This is a genomic window from Actinomadura miaoliensis (assembly GCF_039536785.1).
GTDB lineage: Bacteria > Actinomycetota > Actinomycetes > Streptosporangiales > Streptosporangiaceae > Spirillospora > Spirillospora miaoliensis.
The window spans coordinates 257,490-278,390 of record NZ_BAAAZG010000018.1 but is presented as its reverse complement, the minus strand read 5'-3'; the positions used below and the strand labels follow the sequence as shown (position 1 = coordinate 278,390).

Genomic DNA, 20,901 nt, shown 5'->3' with positions numbered 1-20,901 from the left:
GGCGCGGCCCGCCGCCGCGCTCGCGGGCGCTCTGGCGGTGCGGCTGCGCGGGGCGCCGGGGGTGCTCGCCCGCGACGGCGCGTCCCGCAGCCCGCACCGCACGGCCGGGGCCGCGACCGCGCTGATGGCCGGGATCGGCGTGGTGACCCTGCTGACGGTCTTCGCCGGGTCGCTGCGCGCGTCGCTGGAGGACGGCGCCGCCGGCGAGTTCCGCGGCGGGCTCGTGGTCGACGGCGGCACCGGCGGGCTCGACCCGCGGCTGACCGCGGAGATCGCCGCGCTGCCGCAGGTGGAGGCGGTGGCGGAGGTCCGCACGCGGTGGGCTCTCGACAGCGTCGCGTTCGTGCGGCTGGCGCCGGGAGCGGCGGTGGACGACGCCGAACGCGCCATCACCGCGCTGGCCCGCCCGTACGGTGCGCCGCCCGTCCAGGAACGCTCCGAATACGTCGCCGCCCAGACCGCCGACGTGGACGGCTTCCTCGGCGTCGTCTACGCGATGCTCGCCCTGGCCATCGTGACCGCGCTGCCCGGGATCGCGGGCACCCTGGGGCTGGGCGTCCACGAACGGGCCCGCGAGATCGGGCTGCTGCGCGCCGTGGGGGCGACCCGGGCGCAAGTCCGGGCGATGGTGCGATGGGAGGCGCTGATCGTCGCGTTGTTCGGCACGGCGGGCGGCGCCGGGCTCGGGCTGTTCGCCGGGTGGGCGCTGACCGGGGCGCTGGAGCAGCCGTTCGCCGTCCCGCCCGCGCGGCTGGCGGCGATCGCGCTGGCGGGCGCGGCGGCCCCCGTGGCGGCGGCGCTGCTCCCGGCGCGCCGCGCGTCCCGTCTCACCATCCGGGACGCGGTGTCCGGCTGACGGCAGGGCCGGGGCGCGGCGCGCTGATCAGGCGTCGCTACAGTGTGTCCATGCAGGTCAACCAGTCGGGAAAGCTCGCCAACGTCTGCTACGACATCCGGGGGCCGGTGCTCAAGCGCGCCAAGGAGCTGGAGGCCCAGGGGCATCGGGTGCTCAAGCTGCACATCGGCAACCCCGCCCCGTTCGGCTTCGAGGCCCCGCCCGAACTGCTGCAGGACATGATCCGCAACCTGCCCGAGGCGCACGGTTACAGCGACTCCAAGGGCATCCTGCCCGCCCGCCGCGCGGTGGTGCAGCGCTACCAGGAGCAGCACGGCATCGCCGGGCTGGACGTGGAGGACGTCTACCTCGGCAACGGCGTGTCCGAGCTGATCGTGATGACCCTGCAGGCGCTGCTCGACAACGGCGACCAGGTGCTGATCCCCGCGCCCGACTACCCGCTGTGGACGGCGGCGGTGTCGCTGTGCGGGGGCACCCCCGTGCACTACACCTGCGACGAGGCCGCCGGGTGGAACCCCGACCCCGACGACATCGAAGCGAAGATCACCGACCGGACCCGGGCACTGGTGATCATCAACCCGAACAATCCGACCGGCGCCGTCTACTCCCGCGAGGTGCTGGAGCGCCTGGTCGAGATCGCCCGGCGGCACAACCTGCTGATCTTCGCCGACGAGATCTACGACCGGATCCTCTACGACGGGGCCGAGCACGTCTCGATCGCCTCGCTCGCGCCCGACCTGCTGTGCCTGACGTTCAGCGGCCTGTCCAAGAACTACCGGGTCGCGGGCTTCCGCTCCGGCTGGGTGGTGCTGTCGGGGCCCAAGCGGCACGCCGAGTCCTACATCGAGGGCCTGGACATCCTGGCCAACATGCGGCTGTGCCCGAACGTGCCCGCGCAGCACGCCATCCAGGCCGCGCTCGGCGGGTTCCAGAGCATCGACGAGCTGGTGCTGCCGACCGGCCGGCTCGGCGAGCAGCGCGACCGCGCATGGAAGCTGCTCAACGACCTGCCCGGGGTGACCTGCGTCCGGCCGCAGGGCGCGGTGTACGCGTTCCCGCGCCTGGACCCCGAGATGTACCCGATCGAGGACGACATGCGTTTCGCCCTCGAACTGCTGGAGCAGCAGAACCTGCTCATCGTGCAGGGCACCGGGTTCAACTGGCCCGCCACCGACCACTTCCGCGTCGTCACCCTCCAGTACGCCGACGACCTGGAGGAGGCGGTGGGGCGCATCGGGGAGTTCCTGGAGACCCGCCGCAAGACGACCCGCCGCTGACCCGGCCGCGTGTGCGGGCCCGGCCCCGGGCCCGCACACGCGGGATCAGAACCGCAGGATGCGGTCGATGCCTTCGAGGAGGTCGTCGTCCGCCGTGGCCAGCGACAGGCGGATCCAGCCGGCGCCGCCCGGCCCGAACGTGGTGCCCGGCGCGACGGCGACGTGCCGTTCGCGCAGCAGGCGCACCGCCCAGTCGGTGACGTCCTCGGAGCCGCACCGGTCCGACACGTCCACCCACAGGTAGAACGCGCCGTCGGGACGCAGGTACGGCACCCCCGCCTCGTCCAGCACCGCCGTGGCCTTGTCGCGGCGGGCGCCGTAGGTGCCGCGGGCGGCGGCCACCTGGTCCTGGGGGCCGGTGAGGGCGGCGAGCGCGCCGTACTGCGCGGGCGCGTTCACGCACGCCAGCAGCGGCTCCTGCAGCTTGGCGCACACGGCCGCCAGCGGCTCGGGCACCACGAGGTACCCGACGCGCATGCCCGTCATGGCGTAGGTCTTGGAGAAGCTGAAGCAGCTCAGCACCCGGCCGCCGGTGTCCAGCGAGGCGGGGCTGACGTGCGGGGCGCCGAAGGTGATCTCCTCGTAGCACTCGTCGGAGATCAGCCACAGGTCGTGCTCGTCGGCGAACCGCACCAGCGCGCGCAGCCTCTCCTCCGGGAACACCGCGCCCAGCGGGTTGGACGGCGAGTTCACGATGATGGCGCGGGTGCGCGGGGTGACCAGCGGCGCCAGGTCGGCCACGTCGGGCTGGAACCCGTGCTCGGCGCGCAGCGCGTAGCGGACGGGCCGGGCCTGCAGCAGCTCGGTCAGCATGGCGAAGTTGGGCCAGCCCGGGTCGGGGATCAGCACCTCGTCGCCCGCGCGCAGCACCGCGGACGCCGCCAGGTGCAGCGCCTGCATGCCGCCCTGCGTCACGATGACCTGCGAGGTTTCGACGTGGATGCCGTTGCGGTCGGCGAGCTTGGCGACCAGGCGTTCGCGCAGCTCGGGGATTCCGGCGTTGGGCACGTACCGGGTTAGGCCCCGGGCGTAGGCGTCGCGGGCGGCGTCCAGGACGTGCGGCGGGGTGGCGAAGCTGGGCTCGCCGACGTGCAGGCCGATGACCGGGCCCGGCAGCTGCCACGCCAGGTCCATGATGGCGCGGATGCCGGAGCGGGGCATGCCCTCGGCGTGCGGGGCGATGGACGGCATCAGACCTCCTTGTACGGGGAGTCGACGTGCTGGGAGTCGACGGGGCGCAGGTTCGGGAACAGGGTGCGGGCGGTGCCGCCGAGCAGGGCGGCGCGCTCGCCGGGCGACAGGCCGGGCAGCATGGCGTCGGGAAGCGCGAGCAGCTCGGCGTGGCCGGGCACGTCGCGGGTCCACGGATAGTCCGAGGCCCACAGCATGCGGCCGGGGCCGTAGGCGTCGGCGAGCGACCGCACGACGCCGGTGAGGTCGTCGTACGGAGGGGCCTGCGTCGAAAGGGCGTACTGCCCGGAGAACATCAGGTACACGTGCGGCGCCCGCGCCAGGCCGAGCACCGTCTCGACGACCGGCGCGGGGAACGGGTCGTCGAAGGCGGGACGGCCGTGCGCGTCGACCCGCATGTCGTGCGGGGCGAACCCCAGGTGGTTGAGGACGATCCGCAGGTCGCCCACCACGTCCGGCAGTTCACGCAGCAACGGCAGCTGCTCGGGCGGCAGGTAACTCCACAGCGGCAGGCCGCGCGCGGCCAGCTCGCGCAGCACCGGCAGCATCGGCGACTCGGCCAGCGGCCGTCCAGGCTCGCCGAGCCACTGGGTGCGCAGGCCGCCGAAGCCGCGGCCGAGGCGTTCGCGCAGCGCCGCCACCGGGTCGGCGCCCGGCGTCCGGCCCTGGACGGCGGCGTCGGCGACGGCCACGGCGCCGAACCGTCCCGGGTGCGCGGCGAGCACCTCGGCGACGTAGTCGACCTCGGGGCCCAGCGGCACCAGCACCGCCCCGTCGATGCCGGCGGCCGCCATCACCGCCAGCAGGTCCTCGACGGGGGCGTCCCGTTCGGCGGGCGCCAGCGCGTCGACCGTCCGGGGGTGCACCGCGTGCGGCCGGAACACGTGGACGTGCGCGTCGACGATCATGAGGCCGTCCCCCGGCGGACGGCCGCGATCTGCACCGCCACCCGCGCCGCACGCGCCGCGATGCGGGAGAGGTCGTCCGGCACCGCGGGCACCAGGTCCGAACCGAGGCCGACCGCCGCCGCCCCGGCCTCCAGCCACGTGCCCACGTCCTCGTGCCCGACCCCGCCGGTGGGGACGAACGCCGTCCCGCGGAACGGGCCGAGCAGCGCGCGCATGTACGGCACGCCCAGCGGCCCGGCCGGGAACAGCTTGACCAGCCGCGCCCCCGCGTCGAGCGCCGTCGCGACCTCGGTGGCCGTCCCGGCGCCCGGCAGCGGCTCCAGGCCCGCGTCCAGCACCGCCCTGATCAGCGCGGCGTCGGTGTGCGGGCTGACGCAGTAACGCGCCCCGCAGGCCGCGGCCTGCTCCACCTGCCGCGGCGTGCGGATCGTCCCGGCGCCGAGCAGCGCGTCGCCGGGCAGCGCGGCCCGCAGGCCGCGCAGCGTGCCGGGCGCGTCGGGATGGTCGAAGGTGACCTCCATGGCGCGCAGGCCCGCCTCGTACAGGGCCGTGCCGACCGCCACGCCGTCGCGGTGGTCGGTCATGCGCAGGATCGCGACCGCTCCGGCCGCGCGGATGGCGTCGATCATCGCAGGATCCTCCTCGCCGGGGCGCCCCGCCGCGTCAGGTCGGAGGGGCGGATCAGGCAGACGTCGCCGGGCAGGGTGTGCTGGAACGCGCCCGCCCACGCCGCCTTGTCGACGGTCGTCGCCGGGTCGTCGCCGGCCAGCCGCGACGCCAGCAGCACGCCGAGGGCGGCGTCGCCCGCGCCGAACGCGTCCACCACGTCGGCCTCGTAGGCGCGGCCGGCGTACTCCGCGTCCGCGGTCACCGCGGTCACGGCGGTGGCGACGCGGCGTCCCGGAAGCTGGGACGTCTCCCGCAGGACCACCGTCTCGTGCCCGTACACCTCGATCGCGCGGCGCGCCAGCGTCACCTGGTCGGCGCCGGGGTCGGCGCCGGGCACCAGCCGCAGCAGGTCGTCGCGGCCCGCCAGCAGCAGGTCGACGTGCGGCAGCACCGCGCGCAGCACCGGGACGGCCTGCTCCCACGACCACAGCTTCGCCCGGTGGTTGACGTCGAACACCGTCAGGGACCCCGCGTCGCGTGCCGCGCCGAAGAACGCCGTGACCGCCCGCGCCGGACCCTCGCCCAGCGCGCACGTGATGCCGGTGCTCACCGCCGCCGCGGAACCCGCCACCAGGTCCTTCCAGACGAACGTGTCGGGCGACAGCAGTGTCATCGCCGTGCCGGACCGGTCGTACAGCACCTCGGCCGGACGCGGCGGAACGCCGTGCTCGACGAAGTACAGCGGGGCGCGGGCGCCGGCGTCCCAGTCGACCTGGGGGCGCACCCCGTACGCGGCGGAGTGCGCGGCGATCCGGCGGCCCAGCGGGTTGTCGGCCAGCCGGGTCGCCCAGGTCGCCGGGACGCCCAGCGCGGCGGCGGCGATGAGCGTGTTCAGCTCCGCGCCGCCGACGTGCACGGCCAGGTCGGCCGCCTGTTCCAGGCGTTGGTGGCCGGGCGCGGACAGCCGCAGCAGCGACTCGCCGAGCCCGACGACGTGGCGGGCACCCAGGTCAGTAGGGGCGGGATGGGGGGAAATGTCAGTCTCCTGTGGACCTCGGGACGAACAGGGCCGCCGCGGCGAGGATCACCACGCCGCGGATCAGGTCGGAAGCGGTGGCGGGCAGCTGCAGCAGCGTGAACGAGCTCTCCACCAGCGCCAGCAGCGTCACACCGCCGAGGGTGCCGGCCAGGCTGGCGCGGCCGCCCAGCAGTGAGGCGCCGCCGACGACCACCACGGTGATCGCCGACAGCTCCAGCCCCTGGCCCGCCGTCGGCGACCCGATGGTGGCGCGGGCGGCCAGCATCACCCCGGCCGCCGCAGCCAGCGTGCCCGCGATGGTGAACGCCAGCGTGATCGTACGCCGGACCGGGACGCCCGCCGAGCGGGCCGCGGCCGCGTCGCCGCCGACCGCGTGCACGTGCCGGCCGAACCGGGTGCGGTGCAGCAGCACGCCGACGACCAGGACCGCCGCCGCCAGCACCGCCAGCGCCAGGGGGAACGGCCCGAACCGGCGCATCCCCACCGCCGCCAGCGCCCGTGTGACCTGGCCGGCCGGCGTGGTGCTGACCAGGAACGCCACGCCCTGGATCAGGTAGAACGTCGACAGCGTCACCACGAACGCCGGGATGCGGGTGCGGGACACGATCAGCCCGTGCGCGGCGCCGATCGCCGCGCCCAGCGCCAGCATGGCGAGGATCGCCGGGATCGTCCGGATCGGATACCCGTCGATCAGCATGGCCGTCAGCAGCGCCGACAGCGTGGCGGTCGAGCCCACCGACAGGTCGATGCCGCCGGTCAGCACCACCACGTGCTGGCCGAGCGCCACCAGGCCGAGCACGACGGTCGCGGTCAGCACGTTGGCCAGGTTCGCCGCCGCCCAGAAACCGCCCGGCTCGGCGACGGTCAGCGCGGCGACCAGCAGCGCCACGATCGCCCAGGCGGCCAGGCCGGTGCGGGCCGCGGCCGACAGCGCGCCGGTGAGGTTCGGCCGCGCGGGCGCGGTGACGGCCGTCATGAGGCGGCCCTTCTCGTGCCGAGGGCCAGGTGCATGATGCGCTCCTCGTCGATCTCGTCTCCGGTCAGTTCGCCGCACACCCCGCCGTCCCGGCACACCAGCACGCGGTGCGCCAGGCCGGTCACCTCCGGCAGCTCGCTGGAGGCGAACACCACCGCCAGGCCCTCGGCGGCCAGCCCGGCGACCAGCCGGTAGATCTCCGCCTTGGCGCCCACGTCGATGCCGCGGGTCGGCTCGTCCAGCAGCAGCACCCGCGGCCGGGTGCGCAGCCACTTGGCCAGCACGATCTTCTGCTGGTTGCCGCCGGACAGCTGCCCGGCCCGCTGGTCGGGGCCCGACACCCGGATGCCGAACCGCTCGCGTTCCTCCTCGAACGCCGCCCGTTCGCGCGCCGCCGACAGCCAGCCGCCCGGCGCCACCGTCCGCAGGCTCGACAGCGTGGCGTTGGCGCGCACGGGCAGGTCCAGCACGAGCCCCTCGGTCTTGCGCTCCTCGGGCACCAGCACCATCCCGGCGGACACGGCGGCGTGCAGCGACGGACGCACCGCACGGCCGTCCACCTCCACCGTTCCCGCCGCGCGCGGCCGCACCCCCGCCAGCGTGCGCAGCAGACGGGACCGGCCCGACCCCAGCAGCCCGGCGATGCCGACGATCTCCCCGGCCCGGACGGTCAGGTCGAGCGCGGTGCCGCCCCCGGAGGGCACCAGGCCGCGCACGCGCAGCACCTCCGGCGCGCCGGCGGCGGGCACGGGAATGTCGGGGAACACCGCCTCGACGTCGCGTCCCACCATCTCCCGGACGATCCGGTCGACCGGGTAGTCGCCCACGGGCCCGCTGGACACCAGCGTCCCGTCCCGCAGGATCGTGACGTCGTCGGCCAGCGCCGCGACCTCCTCCAGGCGGTGGGTGATGTAGATGACCGCGACGCCCTCGGCGGTCAGCTCCCGCACCACGGTGTGCAGGGCGTCCAGGCCCTCGCCCGCCAGCAGCGCGGACGGCTCGTCCAGCAGCAGCACCCGGCTGCCGCGCACCAGCGCCCGCGCGATCTCCACCAGCTGCCGCGTCGCCGCCGACAGCGTCCCCGCGCGGGTGCGCGGGTCCAGGTCGCCCAGCCCGGCGCGGCGCAGCGCCGCGCGGGCGGCCGCCTGCTGCCGGTCGCGGCTGAGCAGGCCGCGCCGCGTGTGCTCCTGCCCGAGCATGACGTTGTCCAGCACCGACATGTCGGGCAGGACGGTCAGCTCCTGGTACACGGCCGTGACGCCGTGCGCCAGGGCCCGCCTCGGATCGTCGAACCGCACCGGGCGGCCGTCGATCCGCAGCTCGCCCTCGTCGGGGGGCTGGTTGCCGGTCAGGATGCGCACCAGGGTCGACTTGCCCGCCCCGTTCTCGCCGAGCAGCGCGTGCACCCGGCCCGCGCGGCACACCAGGTCCACCCCCGACAGGGCCGTCACCCCCGGGAACCGCTTGACCAGGCCGCGGGCCTCCAGCGCCGGTGCCGTCATCGCCTCTCCTCCCTGTACGCCGGCCGCCTGTACGCCGGCCGCGTCAGCACAGCTTGAGCCGCTTGAGCAGGTCCGCCGGGAGGGCGGACGGGACGGCCAGGTCGTCGCTGCACTCGGGTCGCGCGTACTGGTCGATCCGCCGGTCGGTGAACACGGCCGAGTCGACGTTGACCTGGCTGGGCACCGGCCTGCCCGCCAGCGCGTCCAGCGCCACGTCCAGGCAGCGCATGCTCTGCTCGGGCGGGAACGCGCTCAGCGCGAACGGCACGTTCTCGCCGCGCACCGCCTTGAGGAACGCGTTGGTGACGTCGCCGGTCACCGGCGGCACCGGCCGGCCCGCCTGGCTGTAGGCCTCGTACACGCCCAGATCCGTGATCGCCGAGTCCGACCAGATCGCCTTCAGGTCGGGGTGGCGGGCCAGCAGCTGCGCCGCCACGGTCTTGGACTTGGTGGCCGACCAGTCGGTGTTCTGCTTGGCGACGACCTGGATGCCCGGGTACTTGGTCGCGAAGATCTTCTCCGCCTGCGCCTTGGGCAGCTCTGCGGTCGGCACCCCGGCGATGCCGGACAGCATCGCGATCTTGCCCTGGCCGCCGATGCGCCGGGCGATCCACTCGGCCCACAGCGTGCCCTGCAGCTCGTAGTCGCGGGTCACCGTGCTCACCGCGCCCGAGCCCTCGCCCAGGCGGCCCGCGCACACCACGACCGGGATGCCCTGGCCGGCCGCCGCCCGCACCTGCCCGGTGATCGCGTCGCCCATCGGCACCACGACCAGCGCGTCCGGACGCTGCGCCACGAGCTGCTGGACGTTGTCGACCTGCCGGTTGACGTCGCCGTTGGCCGAGGCGTACAGCACCTTGGCGCCGCGCTGCCGGGCCCGGTACTTGAACGCCTCCTCGTTGGTCAGCGCCCAGGCGTTGGTCGGCCCCTGCGCGGCGAACGCGATGCGGTAGCCGCCGCCGGGCCGCTTCTTGGCGAACCGGGCGGTGTCGATCTCGCACACCTGCGACCGCCCGGGGGACAGGCCCTGCAGGCCGATCGCCTCACCGGCCTTGCGCCAGGTGTCGGCGTACTGCCGCCGCAGCGCCTGCGCCTGCGGGCCGTCGCAGTCGGCGGCGGCGCCCAGGCCGGTGCCCGGCGACTCGCGTTCGGTGCTGCACGCGGTCGCCGCGCCCAGTGTCAACGCACCGGCGGCGGTCACCGCGAGAAAGCGTCTGGTGAAATGCACGGCTCCTGCCTTCCTCGTCCACGCGCCCACGGATCACCCGAGTCGCCTGTGGGGGAACCCACACCCCGGGCTCAGTTGTCAGAGCCGCGTTGCCGCAGCCAGGTCGCCAGCAGGATCGCCGCGCCCTGCACGGCCAGTTGCCCGCCCGTCCCCGCGCCGAGCTGGATCATCCAGACGGTCAGCACGGCCAGCAGCGCCACACCGACCACCGTGTGGCCGACGTGACCGCGTCCGCCCGTCAGGGCGACGCCGCCGATCACGGACGCGGCCAGGGAGTTCAGGTCCAGGCTGCGCGACAGCTGCGCGTCCACGTGCCCGGCGTACCCGGCGCTGATCAGCCCGGCCAGCACCGCCAGCAACGCGCTGACCAGGTAGCCCGCCGCCAGCACCCGTCCGGTGCGGATGCCCGACAGGCGGGCCGCGCGCGGATTGGACCCGGTCGCGTACAGCCGTCGCCCGGCGCTCGTGCACGCCAGCACGACCGCCGCCACGGCCGCGATCGCCGCGAACAGCCACAGCGGCACCGGCACGCCGAGCCACCGGCCCGAACCCAGCGGCTGCAGCGCCTTCGGGATGTCCCCGGCGGCGGCACCCCGCGTCCACGCCGTGATCGCGCCCTGGACGAGCACGAACACCGCGAACGTCGCGACGAACGGCGGCACCCCGCGCAGCACGACCAGCCCCGCGTTCACCGCGCCGATCACCAGCCCGGCCAGCACCGCCAGCGCGATCGCGCCGGGCAGGCGGCCGCCGTCGCCGTTGGCGTTCAGCGCGACGATCACGGTCGTCAGGCCCATCACCGCGCCCACCGACAGGTCGATGCCGCGTCCCAGCAGCACCACCGTCTGGCCCACCGCCGTGACACCGATCAGCCCCGCCTGGAACAGCACCAGCCGCAGGTTGGCCTCGGAGTAGAAGCCGGGGGTCGCCACGGCCGCCGCGACCAGCACCAGCAGCAGGCCGCTCAGCGGCATCAGCGTCGCGGCCATCGCCATCGGCCGCGCCCGCCCGGCCGCGATCGTCTCGCTCGTCATGGACGCACCTCCACGGGTGTCGTGCAGAAGGCGGCGGCGATGCCCGCGTACAGGTCGACGGCCTGCCGCAGCGCGGTCACCGAGACCCACTCGTCGGCGGCGTGCGCGCGCCGGAGCAGACCGGGTCCGAACGCGGGCAGCACCGGAACGTTCCACGCCGGTTGCAGGAAGCTGGCGTCGGTCGTCCCCGGGAACATCGCGTCCGGCGGGACGTGTCCCAGCACCGCGCGGGCGGCCTCGCGGACGGCGGCGGGCAGCGGCCCGGACGGGTCCGCCACCGTGCCCGGCAGAAAGCCCTGCTCGTCGAACTCCACCCGCAGGTCGGCGCCCGTGCGCTCGGCCACGTCGGCGGCCAGCGCCTCGATCGGCCCGCGGACGTCGTCGCGCTCCATGCCCGGCAGCAGCCGCACCTCGGTGTCCACGCCCATCTGCCCGGGCAGCACGCCGTAGCCCACGCCGCCGCGGAAGGCCAGGCCGGTGTTGACCGTGGTCGTCCAGCCCTGGATGCCGTGCGGGTCCGGGGGAGAGGGCAGCGTCAGCCGCTCGGCCAGGGCGAGCGCGGCGTGCGCGGCGTCCACCCCCGCGTTGCGCGTTCCGGGCCGGCCGGACAGGCTCGAATGCCCCTGGCGGGCGTACGCGGTGACGCGCAGGCGGGCGATGCCCCGGCTGCCCAGATGCAGCAGGTCGTAGTCGGACTCCAGCCCGCCCGGCTCGCCGATCAGCACCGCGTCGGCCGGGGCGTCCCCGCCATCTCCTGGCAGGGCTTCGGCCAGGTACTGCGCGCCGTACCGGGCGCCGTCCTCCTCGTCGGCGGTGAACAGCAGCGACAGCCGGCCGGCCGCCGGGGCGCCGTCCCTGACCAGCCGGCCGGCCGCCACGATCATCGCGGCCAGGGCGCCCTTCATGTCCGCCGACCCCAGCCCGTACAGGCGGTCGCCGTCCAGGTCGGCGCCCAGCGGGTCCACCGACCACACCGCGTCCCCGACGGGCTTGGTGTCCATGTGGCCGCACAGCGCCAGATGCCGCCCGCCCGGGCCGAAGTCCAGCGTGAACAGCAGGTTGGGACGCCGCGGGTCGCGCGCCAGGACGCGCGGCGCGGGCAGCCCGTGCTCGGCCGCGAGCTCGGTGACCCTCTCGGCGACTCCGCCCTCGCCGCCCGGCGGGTTGGGGCTCGGCACCCGGATCAGCTCGCGGGCCAGCGCGACGACGTCCCCGCCGTTCACTTGTAGCGCTCCGCCCAGTCGTTGCCCTGCCAGGTCGTGATGGTCACCGGCTCCAGCCGGAACAGCCAGCGCCGCTTGTCCAGCGTCGGCTTCAGGTAGCGGGGGCCGTTCTCGCCCAGGTAACGCACGCTCATCCGCTCCGCGATCGGCAGCCAGCGGCCGTCCAGGCACGGCTCCTCCACCAGCTCCGCCCGGCACTGCGCGATGACCTTGCGCTGCGTGCCGGCCTCGTCCACGGTGATCGCGCACCGGCCGTCGCGTGCCAGGTGCCGCGCCCACGCCGACCGTTCGCGCGGCACCACCCAGAACGCCGAGCCGTCCCACTCGTGCCAGCACGGCACCACGTACGGCCAGCCGTTCTCGTCCAGGCACGCCAGCCGTGCGATGTGCCCCTCGGCCAGGAACGCGCTCACCTCGTCCTCGCCGAGCCTGCCGACCTTGCCGCGCCAGGCCTCTTCTCCGGGGTTCGGCTCGCTCATGAGATCTCCTCTGTCTGCTGCGGAGCCCGGTGTCCCAGCCGGGCCGAGAGCGTCGCGGCGGCGGCCAGCAGCCGCCGCGCCACGCCGGGCATCTCCTCGCGCGGGAACCGGTAGGCCGGCGCCGACACCGACAGCGCCGCCACCACCCTCCCGCCGTGGTCGCGGACGGGGGCGGCCACGCACCGCACCCCCTCCTCGTTCTCGATCTCGTCGATCGCGTAGCCGCGTTCGCGCACTTCCGCCAGCTCGGCGGCCAGCGCCTGCGCATCGATGATCGTGTTGGGGGTGCGACGCTCCAGCGGCCCCGCCAGGTAGTCCCGGACGACCTCATCGTCGGCGTGCGCGAGCAGCGCCTTTCCTATTCCGGTGCAGTGCAGCGGGTTCACGCTGCCCTCCACCGCCGCGGGCCGCACCGCCTGCGGGCTGTCGGTCTTGGCGATGTAGAGCACCTGCGCGCCGCGGCGCACGCCCAGGAAGCAGGTCTCCCGGGTCTGCTCGGTCAGCTCGCGCATCAGGTCCGCGGCCTGGGCGCGCACGTCCAGGCGGCCGAGGAAGCCCTGCCCCCACACCGCCAGCTGCGGGCCGAGGTCGTAGTGGCCGGACGCGTCGGCGCGCAGCACCTCGTGCGCCACCAGCACCTCCAGCAGCCGCACCACGGTGCCGCGCGGCACCCCCGTCGCCGTCACCAGGTCGGTGAGCCGGCGCGGCCCGCCGGTCGCGATCAGGTCGACCAGGGCCAGCCCCTTGACCAGAGCCTTGGCCGTCCCGGTCGCCTCGCGCGGTGTCCCGGCCGCCCCCGCCGGCGCGGCCGTGCCGGCGTGCGCGGGAAGCGCCTCGGAGACGGGTTTGGACGCCACGTCCATTTCAGGTCTGGACATGGCGTCCATTCCTACCAGAGCCGTTTTGACCTGCACAAGAGGCAGATTTGGGGCGGACATGTCACGCCCGCCGGGCGGCGCCCGTCTTCAGTGACGGCCGAAGCGACGGAAAGGAGAGATCGTGAACGTCGCGCTGTGGCTCGACCGCCCACAGGCGAGCGCGACCAGGTGCGGGCGCAGGGAGCGGCGCGACGTCCGGGGGCGGGCGGGATCGCCCGCCCACTGGACGGGCTTCCTGGCCGCGAACCGGGTCAGGCGCTGGTCACGGCGGCGTCCAGGCGCCGCAGGGCGTTGCGGACGACGTCCGGATCGGTCGTGGGCCAGAACGGCGGCAGCGACGCCTTGAGGAAGGTCCCGTAACGGGCCGTCGCCAGCCGCGGGTCGAGGATCGCCACCACCCCGCGGTCGCTCATCGACCGCAGCAGACGGCCCGCGCCCTGGGCGAGCAGCAGCGCGGCGTGCGTGGCGGCCACGGCCATGAACCCGTTGCCGCCCCGCGCCGCCACCGCCCGCTGCCGCGCCGACGTCACCGGGTCGTCCGGCCGGGGGAACGGGATCCGGTCCATGATCACCAGTTGCAGGGAGGGGCCGGGGACGTCCACGCCCTGCCACAGCGACAGGGTGCCGAACAGGCACGTCCGCTCGTCCTCGGCGAACCGCTTGACCAGCAGGGACGTGGAGTCCTCCCCCTGGCACAGCAGCGGGTGCGACAGATGGTCCTTCAGCTCGTCGGCGGCCTGCCGGGCGGCCCGCATGGACGAGAACAGCCCGAGCGTCCGCCCGCCCGCCGCCTCGATCAGCTCGGTGATCTCCGTCAGGTACGCGTCGGTCAGCCCGTCACGTCCCGGCTGGGGCAGGTGGCGCGCCACGTAGAGGATCCCGGCCTTGGCGTGATCGAACGGCGACCCCGCGTCCAGCCCGGACCAGGCCATCTTGTCGTCGTCCTTCGCGGCCTCGGCGGCCTTCCCGGCGTCGCCGGCGGCCGGGAGGGGCGCGTCCTTCTCCTCACCGCCGAGCGGAGGCAGCCCCCACTGCCGGGCCAGCGGCTCGAACGAACCGCCCAGCGTGAGCGTCGCCGACGTCAGGATCGCGGTGCGCCGGTCGAACAGCGTGGTGCGCAGCAGCCCGCCCACCCCGATCGGCGCCACGTGCAGGGAAGGCGGACGCCGCGGCCGCCCCTCCTGCGCGAACGGCTTGTCCAGCCACACCACGTCGAACCGCGCCGCGATCTCGGGGGTGAACGCGTCCAGCAGCCGTACGGCCGTGTCGTGCAGGTCTTCCAGCGACGAACGCGCGGCCTTGCGCGCCGCCATGTCCCCGGGGTCGTTCTCCTTGCGCTCAGGGCCCAGCGCCGTGAGGCAGGCGTGCGCGGCGTCCCGTACCGCGACCAGGGTGTTGCCCAGCGCCGGTGACAGGACGTCCATGCGGCCCGGCGGCATCTCCTCCAGCAGCAGGCCGAGCCCTTCGCCCGCCTCCTTGAGCCGGTCGGCGACGCCCTCCTCGACCAGCCGGCCGCAGCGCCGCGCCGCGACCTCGACGGCCGTCGCGCTCAGGTCGTCGGTGGCCACGGAGGTGACCCGGTCCACCAGCTCGTGCGCCTCGTCGACGATCACCACGTCGTGCTCGGGCAGGACCTGGAAGTCCTCCAGCGCGTCGATCGCCAGCAGCGCGTGGTTGGTCACCACGATGTGCGCCTCGCCCGCCTCGGCTCGCGCCTGCTCGGCGAAGCACTCGGTGCCCTGCGGGCAGCGCTGCGCCCCCAGGCACTCGCGCGCGGTCACCGACACCTGGCGCCACGCCTGCTCGCTCACGCCCGGCACCAGCTCGTCGCGGTCACCGGTCGTCGTCTCGTCCGCCCACTCGTTCAGCCGCTTGACCTGGCGTCCCAGCACCGACAGCTGCTGCGGGTCGAACAGCCCGCCCTCCTCCGGCTCCTCGGGCGCGCCGGTCTGCACCCGGTGCAGGCACAGGTAGTTGCGCCGCCCCTTGAGGATCGCGAACTTGGGCTCCACGCCGAGCAGCGGCGTCAGCGCCTCCGCCAGCCGCGGCAGATCCCGGTCGACGAGCTGGCGCTGCAGCGCGATCGTCGCCGTGGACACCACCACCGTCGTGTCCTTGTCGACCGCGTGGCGGATCGCCGGAACCAGGTAGGCCAGCGACTTTCCGGTACCGGTGCCCGCCTGCGCCGCCAGGTGCTCCCCGGACGCGATGGCCTTCTCCACCGCCTCGGCCATCCGCACCTGCCCCGGCCGCTCCGCCCCGCCGACGGCCTCCACGGCCGCGGCCAAGAGCGTGGCGACGTCCGGGAGCGGAGCGTCTCTGACGGCGTCGGACAGCAGATCAGGGGCAGGCACGTCGCCCAACGCTACCGTTCCCGGCGCCCCCTCGGGAGCGGGACGCTCAACGCCCCTGGGTGCACGAGCAGCCGCGGGCATCGGCCAAGATAGGGGTCGTGTCTGCTGAAAGAGAAGTCCTGACCTGGGAGTTGTTCGGGCAGGCGAGCCGTGAGCTGGCGCAGGCGGTCGCCGACAGCGGCTACCGGCCCGACCTGATCCTGTCGATCGCCCGGGGCGGCCTGTTCGTCGCGGGGTCCCTCGGTTACGCGCTGGACGTCAAGAACCTGCACGTCATGAACGTGGAGTTCTACACCGGCGTCGACCAGCGCCTCGACATGCCGGTGATGCTGCCCCCGGTGCCCAACGCCGTCGACCTGTCGGGCGCCCGCGTCCTGGTCGCCGACGACGTCGCCGACACCGGCGCCACCCTCAAGCTGGTCCGGGACTTCTGCGCCGACCACGTGGCCGACGTCCGCTGCGCCGTGATCTACGAGAAGCCCCGCACCATGGTCGAGTGCGAGTACGTGTGGCGCCGGACCGACCGCTGGATCAACTTCCCGTGGTCCACGCTGCCGCCGGTGGTCCAGCACGAACGCCAGGTGCTCGACGCCTGACGCGCGGAGTTATCCACAATCTGTGACGGGTCTGTCGCGGTGGGTGAGCGGGCTGCGAACCTCGATGGCATGACGGACACAACGACGGGGCCGCTGGTCATCCGGTCGCCCCAGGACGCCATCGCCGCCGTTCCCTACCTGCTCGGATTCCACCCCGCCGACAGCCTCGTGGTGGTCGGCTTCGACGGCCCGCACAACACGTGCGCCCTGCGGCTGGACTTACCGACCAGCCGCACGGGCTGCGAACGCACCGCCGGCGTCCTGGCCCGCAACGACTTCCGTCGCGCCCTGGTGCTCGGCTACGGCCCCGCCGACCCGGTCGCCCCCGCGGTCGCGGACGTCTGGGAGACGCTGACCGCCAAGGGCGTGGAGGTCGTCGAGGCGCTGCGCGTCGCCGAGGGGCGCTGGTGGTCCATGACCTGCGTCGACCAGCGCTGCTGCCCGCCCGAAGGCCGCCCCTACGACATCACCGCCAGCGCGGTCGCGGCCCAGGCCACCCTCGCCGGGCACGTCGCCCTCCCGGACCGGGACGAACTCGCCCGCTCGGTCGCCCCGCTGGACGGCCCCGTCCGCGCCGCGATGCGCCAGGCCACCGACCGCGCCGAACGCCGCTTCCTCGCCTGGGCCCGCGAGGGCCTGTCTCCGGCACGCATACGCTCCCGCATGGCCGAGGAAGGCGTCACCCTGCTCGCCGACCTATCGGCCCGCGACTCCCCTCCCAGCGACGACGACGTCGCCTGGCTCGGCGTCCTGCTGACCAGCATGCGCGTCCGCGACGAGGCCTGGGTCCGCATCGACGAGGACGCGGCGGGGGCCGACATCGACTTCTGGCGGTACGTGCTGCGCCGCGTCGAGGAGCCCTACGTACCCGGCCCCGCCTGCCTGCTGGCCTTCGCCGCCTTCACCGTCGGCGACGGCGGCCTGGCCAACGTCTCCCTCGACCGCGCCGCCCGCGCCGACCCCGACTACTCCATGGCCGCCCTGCTCCGCGACATCATCGCCGCGGGCATCCCACCCTCCAAGGCCCGCCTGGGCATGACCCCCGAAGAACTGGCCAGAGCCTACGCCGACCACGACACCCCCGACCCCTGACGCGATGATCGCCCGCGCCCCCGGCGGCCGAGGTCTCTCCGCCCGAATCCGCACGACCTCCGGACCCCTCTGTCCGGCGATTCCCCGCGACATGCCCGTCACGAGGACCCGCCGATCGGCGACCAGGCCGCGGCTCGAGAGGCCGCAGGCGCACCCGCCGGCGCCTGCGGCCTCGCGGCAACAGCATCGCCACGGCTTTCGGTGAACATTCGGGGTGCCGGAACCCTACGGGGGTGTAGTACGTTGGCCGAATCGTAAGCGTATGACGTACTCCTAAAAGGCGGCTTCATGGGCATCAGCTCCGAACACGACCTCGCCGACTTCCTGATCACCTACACCCGGGAGATGGCCGTCTCCGACGAGGACCCCGGCACGATCCTCGACCGCTACTTCGTCCCGGACTTCGAGTACCGCAACGACGGACTGGTGATCGACCGGCAACGGATGATCGACCACGTCCGCCCCGTACGCAGGAACGTCGACGCGGCGCACATGGCATCCGGCGACCGGCCGGCCGTCGAGATCCACGAGGCGTTGCTCTCGGGCGACCGCATAGCCGCGCGGTGGACCCTTCGCACCAGGCTGCGCAAGGGCAAGACCTTCGCCGCGGAGATCTACATGTTCGGCCACCTGGCCCCCGACGGCCGGATCCGGCGCATCGACCAGATCACCAGAGAACTCACCGAAGACTGACCCACTCCGCCAACCGCCGCCCCCCGGTCTCTCCACCACTCCCGACTGAACACCGGCATCAAGCCGACCAGCCAGAGTTCGCGGACCCGCGGCCGCGGTCGGCCGCGCGAGACCCGCCGACACGCTCCCGCCCAGCGCCGAGCCGAGCCGAGGACATCGCGGTTTCAACCGCGCATGCCAAGACGCGACATGACCAACAACCTGGGGCCTGCGACTGGACTTGACCGACCTCGGCTTCGCGGGCGCGGAGCCCGGCGCGGGCGGCGGGGCGGCGGGCACGACCTCGGCGATGCGCACGGCTCGTGAGGGGTGTCTCCAGCGCTGGGCCGGAGCCTCGCCGAACCGCGTGTCACCGGATCGACGGGGAGCCGATGAAGACTAGGTCCGCTGGCGTGAGGTGGCGGCGAGCGAGCCGAGGAGGATGAGGGCCTCACTGCTCGCCGAGGTCGGCTCCGCGTGGTAGACGACGAGTTCCTGGCCGGGGCTCGATCGGACGGCGAAGCTCTGCATGGTCAACGTCAACGCGCCGACCTGGCGGTGGTGGAAACGCTTGCGTTCGAGGGCCTTGCCGCGAGCGTCGTGACGGGCCCAGAGGTCGGCGAACTCGGGGCTCCGTTCGAGCAGCTCGGTGAGCACCTGCCGCACCCGCGGGTCGTCGGGCGCCTCGCCGTAGCCGAGGCGGAAGCCGGCCACGGAGTTGCGGGCGACGTCATGCCAGTCCCGGTAGAAGGCCCGCGCGGCCGGGTCGGTGAACACGATGTGCATCAGGTTGCGCGAGTGCGACCAGTCGTCGAAGAGCGCGTCGGCGATGGCGTTGGACGCGAGGACGTCGTAGGCACGGTTGTAGACGATGGCCGGGTTGTGCGGCCAGGCGTCCATGAGCTGAAGGAGGCTCGGGTCGACGCGGTCGCTGGCGGGGGCGGTCCGGGCGCGCGGGCTGAGCCCGGCCAGGCGGAACAAATGCTGGCGGCCGTCCTCTCCCAGGCGCAGGGCCGCCGCCAGCGCGTCGATCACCTGCGCCGACGGTGAACGTTCACGGCCCTGTTCCAGGCGGATGTAGTAGTCGACGCTGACCCCGGCCAGCGACGCCACCTCCTCGCGCCGCAGCCCCGGCACCCGCCGGTACCCGGTGCTGGGGAGGCCCGCCTCGTCCGGGGTGACCTGTGCCCGCCGGGCCCGCAGATAGGCGCCGAGATCGGAGCGTGTCATGCCCGCCATGGTAGGTCGCGGGGCGCCCGGCTTCCTGGGTGCGCTACTCCCACGAGGACGGCGCCCTCCCATACGCCGCGCGACTCCGCCAACGTCGTGGCCATGGCCACGAACCAACCGACAACACCCGACCCGTCCGACCACAAGGTCGTCCTCGTCACCGGGGCCAGCAGCGGCATCGGCGAGGCCGTCGCCGCCCGCCTCGTACGCGAGGGGCACCATGTGGTCGCGGGCGCGCGACGGACCGCCCGTCTGCGGGAACTCGCCGAACGTACGGCGGAGGCCGCCGCCCGCTCCGGCGGCGGCCTGCACCCGGTGCGGCTCGACGTGACAGACCGCGAGGACTTCGCCGCCTTCGTGGAGTTCGCCAAAGAGCGTTTCGGACGGGTCGACGTCCTGGTCGGCAACGCCGGGGTCATGCCGCTGTCGCGGCTCGACTCCCTCCTGGTCGACGAGTGGGACCGGATGATCGACGTGAACGTCCGCGGGCTGCTGCACGGCATCGCCGCGACCCTGCCCGTCTTCACCGCACAGGGCGGAGGGCACTTCGTCACGATCGCGAGCATCGGCGCACACGAGGTCGTGCCCACCAGCGCCGTCTACTCCGGTACCAAGTACGCCGCCTGGGCGATCACCGAGGGCCTGCGCCAGGAGTCCGACCCCTCGATCCGGGTCACGACCGTCTCGCCCGGGGTGGTCACCTCCGAACTCGCGGACTCCATCACCGAGCCCGGCGCCGCGGAGGCCATGCGCACCTACCGTGCGCATGCCATGGAACCGGACGCCATCGCCAGGGCCGTCTCCTATGCCCTTGCACAGCCGGCCGACGTCGACGTCAACGAGATCGTCGTCCGGCCGGCCCGCCAACGCTGACCGCATCCACCACCGATAAGGGATTCCATGACCATCCCCCAGAACCGCACGCCCCTCCCTGCCTCCTGGGACCTGACCGGACGGGTCGCGGTCGTCACCGGCGCCGCGCGCGGCATCGGCCACGCCACGGCCGTCCTGCTGCGCGACCGCGGCGCCCGGCTGGTCGTCACCGACCGCTCCGAGGCCGTCGAGGAACTCGCCGCCGCCGATCCCGGCAACGTGGCCGCGCTCGTCGGGGACGTCGCCGACGAGGAGGTCGCGCGATCGACCATGCGGCTGGCCACCGACCGGTTCGGTCGGCTCGACATCCTGGTCAACAACGCGGGCCGCACGCTCAACAAGCCGATCACCCAGACCACCGTCGAGGACTTCGAGGGCATCCTGCGTGTCAACGCCCGCGGCAACTTCGTCCAGGCACGCGAGGCCTTCCGCGTCATGGAGGCCGGTGGCGGCGGCGCGATCGTCTCGATCGCCTCCGTCTCCTCGGTGGTCGCCTTCGAGACGCAGACCGCGTACGCCGCGTCCAAGGGCGCCCTGGCCCAGATCACGCGCGTGCTGGCCGTCGAGGGCGGTCCCAAGGGCATCCGCTCGAACGCCGTGCTCCCCGGGGTGATCGACACCGACATCATGGAGGGCGTCGTCGAGAACGGCCGCGAGATGCTCGCCTCGTTCGGCCCGGCTCACCCGATCGGCCGGATCGGCCGCCCCGAGGAGGTCGCCGAGACCGTGGCCTTCCTGGCGTCCGACGCCGCCAGCTTCGTCACCGGCGCCCTCGTCGCCGTCGACGGCGGCTGGACCGCCCGGTGACCAGACCTCTTCCGTCGCCCAGGCGGCCCCGCCCCCCGTTGCCTCCGCCTCCCACGTGAGGCCGGCCGTCAGGACAA

Annotated in this window: 20 protein-coding genes; 7 read left to right on the top strand and 13 right to left on the bottom strand. The window is 74.2% G+C overall.

The genetic code is table 11. The features are described from left to right. Nucleotides 1-856, top strand: an 856-nt coding sequence (locus ABD811_RS15950) for an ABC transporter permease (RefSeq protein ID WP_344947458.1), incomplete at its 5' end; no start/stop codon positions are given. 50 nt (nucleotides 857-906) lie between these two features. After that, the gene (locus ABD811_RS15945) at nucleotides 907-2,133 is read left to right on the top strand and encodes a pyridoxal phosphate-dependent aminotransferase (protein ID WP_344947455.1); all 1,227 of its coding nucleotides are present in this window, start codon (nucleotides 907-909) and stop codon (nucleotides 2,131-2,133) included. A gap of 45 nt (nucleotides 2,134-2,178) precedes the next feature. Here the strand turns inward: ABD811_RS15945 and ABD811_RS15940 are convergent, their stop codons facing one another. From ABD811_RS15940 to ABD811_RS15885, 12 genes are all read right to left on the bottom strand, one after another. Beyond that, the gene (locus ABD811_RS15940) at nucleotides 2,179-3,324 is read right to left on the bottom strand and encodes a pyridoxal phosphate-dependent aminotransferase (protein ID WP_344947452.1); all 1,146 of its coding nucleotides are present in this window, start codon (nucleotides 3,322-3,324) and stop codon (nucleotides 2,179-2,181) included. Next, nucleotides 3,324-4,232, bottom strand: coding sequence for an amidohydrolase family protein (locus tag ABD811_RS15935; RefSeq protein WP_344947449.1), 909 nt, complete (start codon nucleotides 4,230-4,232; stop codon nucleotides 3,324-3,326). Before ABD811_RS15935 ends, ABD811_RS15940 begins: the two co-directional genes overlap by 1 nt. Further along, the gene (locus ABD811_RS15930) at nucleotides 4,229-4,861 is read right to left on the bottom strand and encodes a bifunctional 4-hydroxy-2-oxoglutarate aldolase/2-dehydro-3-deoxy-phosphogluconate aldolase (protein ID WP_344947446.1); all 633 of its coding nucleotides are present in this window, start codon (nucleotides 4,859-4,861) and stop codon (nucleotides 4,229-4,231) included. Before ABD811_RS15930 ends, ABD811_RS15935 begins: the two co-directional genes overlap by 4 nt. Next, nucleotides 4,858-5,850: a sugar kinase gene (locus ABD811_RS15925; RefSeq protein ID WP_344947482.1), complete on the bottom strand. Its 993-nt coding sequence runs from the start codon at nucleotides 5,848-5,850 to the stop codon at nucleotides 4,858-4,860. Before ABD811_RS15925 ends, ABD811_RS15930 begins: the two co-directional genes overlap by 4 nt. Nucleotides 5,851-5,878: 28 nt before the next feature. After that, complete coding sequence (locus ABD811_RS15920) at nucleotides 5,879-6,856, bottom strand: ABC transporter permease (protein ID WP_344947443.1); 978 nt, start codon at nucleotides 6,854-6,856, stop codon at nucleotides 5,879-5,881. Beyond that, the gene (locus ABD811_RS15915; protein ID WP_344947440.1) at nucleotides 6,853-8,358 is read right to left on the bottom strand and encodes a sugar ABC transporter ATP-binding protein; all 1,506 of its coding nucleotides are present in this window, start codon (nucleotides 8,356-8,358) and stop codon (nucleotides 6,853-6,855) included. Before ABD811_RS15915 ends, ABD811_RS15920 begins: the two co-directional genes overlap by 4 nt. A gap of 43 nt (nucleotides 8,359-8,401) precedes the next feature. After that, on the bottom strand, nucleotides 8,402-9,586 hold the full coding sequence (locus ABD811_RS15910) for a substrate-binding domain-containing protein (protein ID WP_344947438.1): 1,185 nt from the start codon (nucleotides 9,584-9,586) through the stop codon (nucleotides 8,402-8,404). A gap of 71 nt (nucleotides 9,587-9,657) precedes the next feature. After that, a complete protein-coding gene (locus tag ABD811_RS15905; RefSeq protein ID WP_344947435.1) occupies nucleotides 9,658-10,620 on the bottom strand; it encodes an ABC transporter permease in 963 nt (320 codons plus the stop codon). Continuing rightward, on the bottom strand, nucleotides 10,617-11,843 hold the full coding sequence (locus tag ABD811_RS15900; RefSeq protein WP_344947432.1) for a M20 family metallopeptidase: 1,227 nt from the start codon (nucleotides 11,841-11,843) through the stop codon (nucleotides 10,617-10,619). Before ABD811_RS15900 ends, ABD811_RS15905 begins: the two co-directional genes overlap by 4 nt. Continuing rightward, entirely contained in the window at nucleotides 11,840-12,322 is a 483-nt protein-coding gene (locus ABD811_RS15895) for a pyridoxamine 5'-phosphate oxidase family protein (RefSeq protein WP_344947429.1), read from the bottom strand. The genes ABD811_RS15900 and ABD811_RS15895 overlap by 4 nt, the downstream gene beginning before the upstream one ends. Beyond that, nucleotides 12,319-13,200, bottom strand: coding sequence for an IclR family transcriptional regulator (locus ABD811_RS15890; RefSeq protein ID WP_344947426.1), 882 nt, complete (start codon nucleotides 13,198-13,200; stop codon nucleotides 12,319-12,321). The genes ABD811_RS15895 and ABD811_RS15890 overlap by 4 nt, the downstream gene beginning before the upstream one ends. A gap of 251 nt (nucleotides 13,201-13,451) precedes the next feature. Beyond that, nucleotides 13,452-15,554, bottom strand: a complete 2,103-nt coding sequence (locus ABD811_RS15885) for an ATP-dependent DNA helicase (RefSeq protein WP_344947423.1) — start codon at nucleotides 15,552-15,554, stop codon at nucleotides 13,452-13,454. Nucleotides 15,555-15,652: 98 nt separating this feature from the next. Here ABD811_RS15885 and ABD811_RS15880 point away from each other — a divergent pair, with 98 nt between their 5' ends. From ABD811_RS15880 to ABD811_RS15870, 3 genes are all read left to right on the top strand, one after another. Beyond that, entirely contained in the window at nucleotides 15,653-16,150 is a 498-nt protein-coding gene (locus tag ABD811_RS15880) for a phosphoribosyltransferase (protein WP_344947420.1), read from the top strand. A gap of 69 nt (nucleotides 16,151-16,219) precedes the next feature. Continuing rightward, a complete protein-coding gene (locus ABD811_RS15875) occupies nucleotides 16,220-17,242 on the top strand; it encodes a DUF4192 domain-containing protein (RefSeq protein ID WP_344947417.1) in 1,023 nt (340 codons plus the stop codon). A gap of 288 nt (nucleotides 17,243-17,530) precedes the next feature. Continuing rightward, nucleotides 17,531-17,935 carry a nuclear transport factor 2-like protein gene (locus tag ABD811_RS15870; RefSeq protein WP_344947415.1) on the top strand — a complete coding sequence of 135 codons (405 nt, stop codon included), beginning with the start codon at nucleotides 17,531-17,533 and terminating at the stop codon, nucleotides 17,933-17,935. Between the two features lie 378 nt (nucleotides 17,936-18,313). Here the strand turns inward: ABD811_RS15870 and ABD811_RS15865 are convergent, their stop codons facing one another. Further along, complete coding sequence (locus ABD811_RS15865; RefSeq protein WP_344947412.1) at nucleotides 18,314-19,144, bottom strand: helix-turn-helix transcriptional regulator; 831 nt, start codon at nucleotides 19,142-19,144, stop codon at nucleotides 18,314-18,316. A 102-nt stretch (nucleotides 19,145-19,246) separates the two neighbouring features. Here ABD811_RS15865 and ABD811_RS15860 point away from each other — a divergent pair, with 102 nt between their 5' ends. Both ABD811_RS15860 and ABD811_RS15855 read left to right on the top strand, forming a co-directional pair. Then, the gene (locus tag ABD811_RS15860) at nucleotides 19,247-20,017 is read left to right on the top strand and encodes an SDR family oxidoreductase (RefSeq protein ID WP_344947409.1); all 771 of its coding nucleotides are present in this window, start codon (nucleotides 19,247-19,249) and stop codon (nucleotides 20,015-20,017) included. Nucleotides 20,018-20,044: 27 nt separating this feature from the next. Further along, nucleotides 20,045-20,824 (top strand): SDR family NAD(P)-dependent oxidoreductase, encoded by a 780-nt coding sequence (locus ABD811_RS15855; RefSeq protein ID WP_344947406.1) that lies wholly within the window; start codon nucleotides 20,045-20,047, stop codon nucleotides 20,822-20,824. Nucleotides 20,825-20,901: the final 77 nt, after the last annotated feature.

What these genes read in the sequence shown, in the direction of transcription:
- ABD811_RS15875 (WP_344947417.1), top strand. Translation starts at nt 16,220, where the DNA reads ATGACGGACACAACGACGGGGCCGCTGGTCATCCGGTCGCCCCAGGAC.
- ABD811_RS15915 (WP_344947440.1), bottom strand. Translation starts at nt 8,358, where the DNA reads ATGACGGCACCGGCGCTGGAGGCCCGCGGCCTGGTCAAGCGGTTCCCG.
- ABD811_RS15905 (WP_344947435.1), bottom strand. Translation starts at nt 10,620, where the DNA reads ATGACGAGCGAGACGATCGCGGCCGGGCGGGCGCGGCCGATGGCGATG.
- ABD811_RS15935 (WP_344947449.1), bottom strand. Translation starts at nt 4,232, where the DNA reads ATGATCGTCGACGCGCACGTCCACGTGTTCCGGCCGCACGCGGTGCAC.
- ABD811_RS15895 (WP_344947429.1), bottom strand. Translation starts at nt 12,322, where the DNA reads ATGAGCGAGCCGAACCCCGGAGAAGAGGCCTGGCGCGGCAAGGTCGGC.
- ABD811_RS15930 (WP_344947446.1), bottom strand. Translation starts at nt 4,861, where the DNA reads ATGATCGACGCCATCCGCGCGGCCGGAGCGGTCGCGATCCTGCGCATG.
- ABD811_RS15870 (WP_344947415.1), top strand. Translation starts at nt 17,531, where the DNA reads ATGGGCATCAGCTCCGAACACGACCTCGCCGACTTCCTGATCACCTAC.
- ABD811_RS15865 (WP_344947412.1), bottom strand. Translation starts at nt 19,144, where the DNA reads ATGACACGCTCCGATCTCGGCGCCTATCTGCGGGCCCGGCGGGCACAG.
- ABD811_RS15890 (WP_344947426.1), bottom strand. Translation starts at nt 13,200, where the DNA reads ATGTCCAGACCTGAAATGGACGTGGCGTCCAAACCCGTCTCCGAGGCG.
- ABD811_RS15945 (WP_344947455.1), top strand. Translation starts at nt 907, where the DNA reads ATGCAGGTCAACCAGTCGGGAAAGCTCGCCAACGTCTGCTACGACATC.
- ABD811_RS15860 (WP_344947409.1), top strand. Translation starts at nt 19,247, where the DNA reads ATGGCCACGAACCAACCGACAACACCCGACCCGTCCGACCACAAGGTC.
- ABD811_RS15855 (WP_344947406.1), top strand. Translation starts at nt 20,045, where the DNA reads ATGACCATCCCCCAGAACCGCACGCCCCTCCCTGCCTCCTGGGACCTG.
- ABD811_RS15940 (WP_344947452.1), bottom strand. Translation starts at nt 3,324, where the DNA reads ATGCCGTCCATCGCCCCGCACGCCGAGGGCATGCCCCGCTCCGGCATC.
- ABD811_RS15920 (WP_344947443.1), bottom strand. Translation starts at nt 6,856, where the DNA reads ATGACGGCCGTCACCGCGCCCGCGCGGCCGAACCTCACCGGCGCGCTG.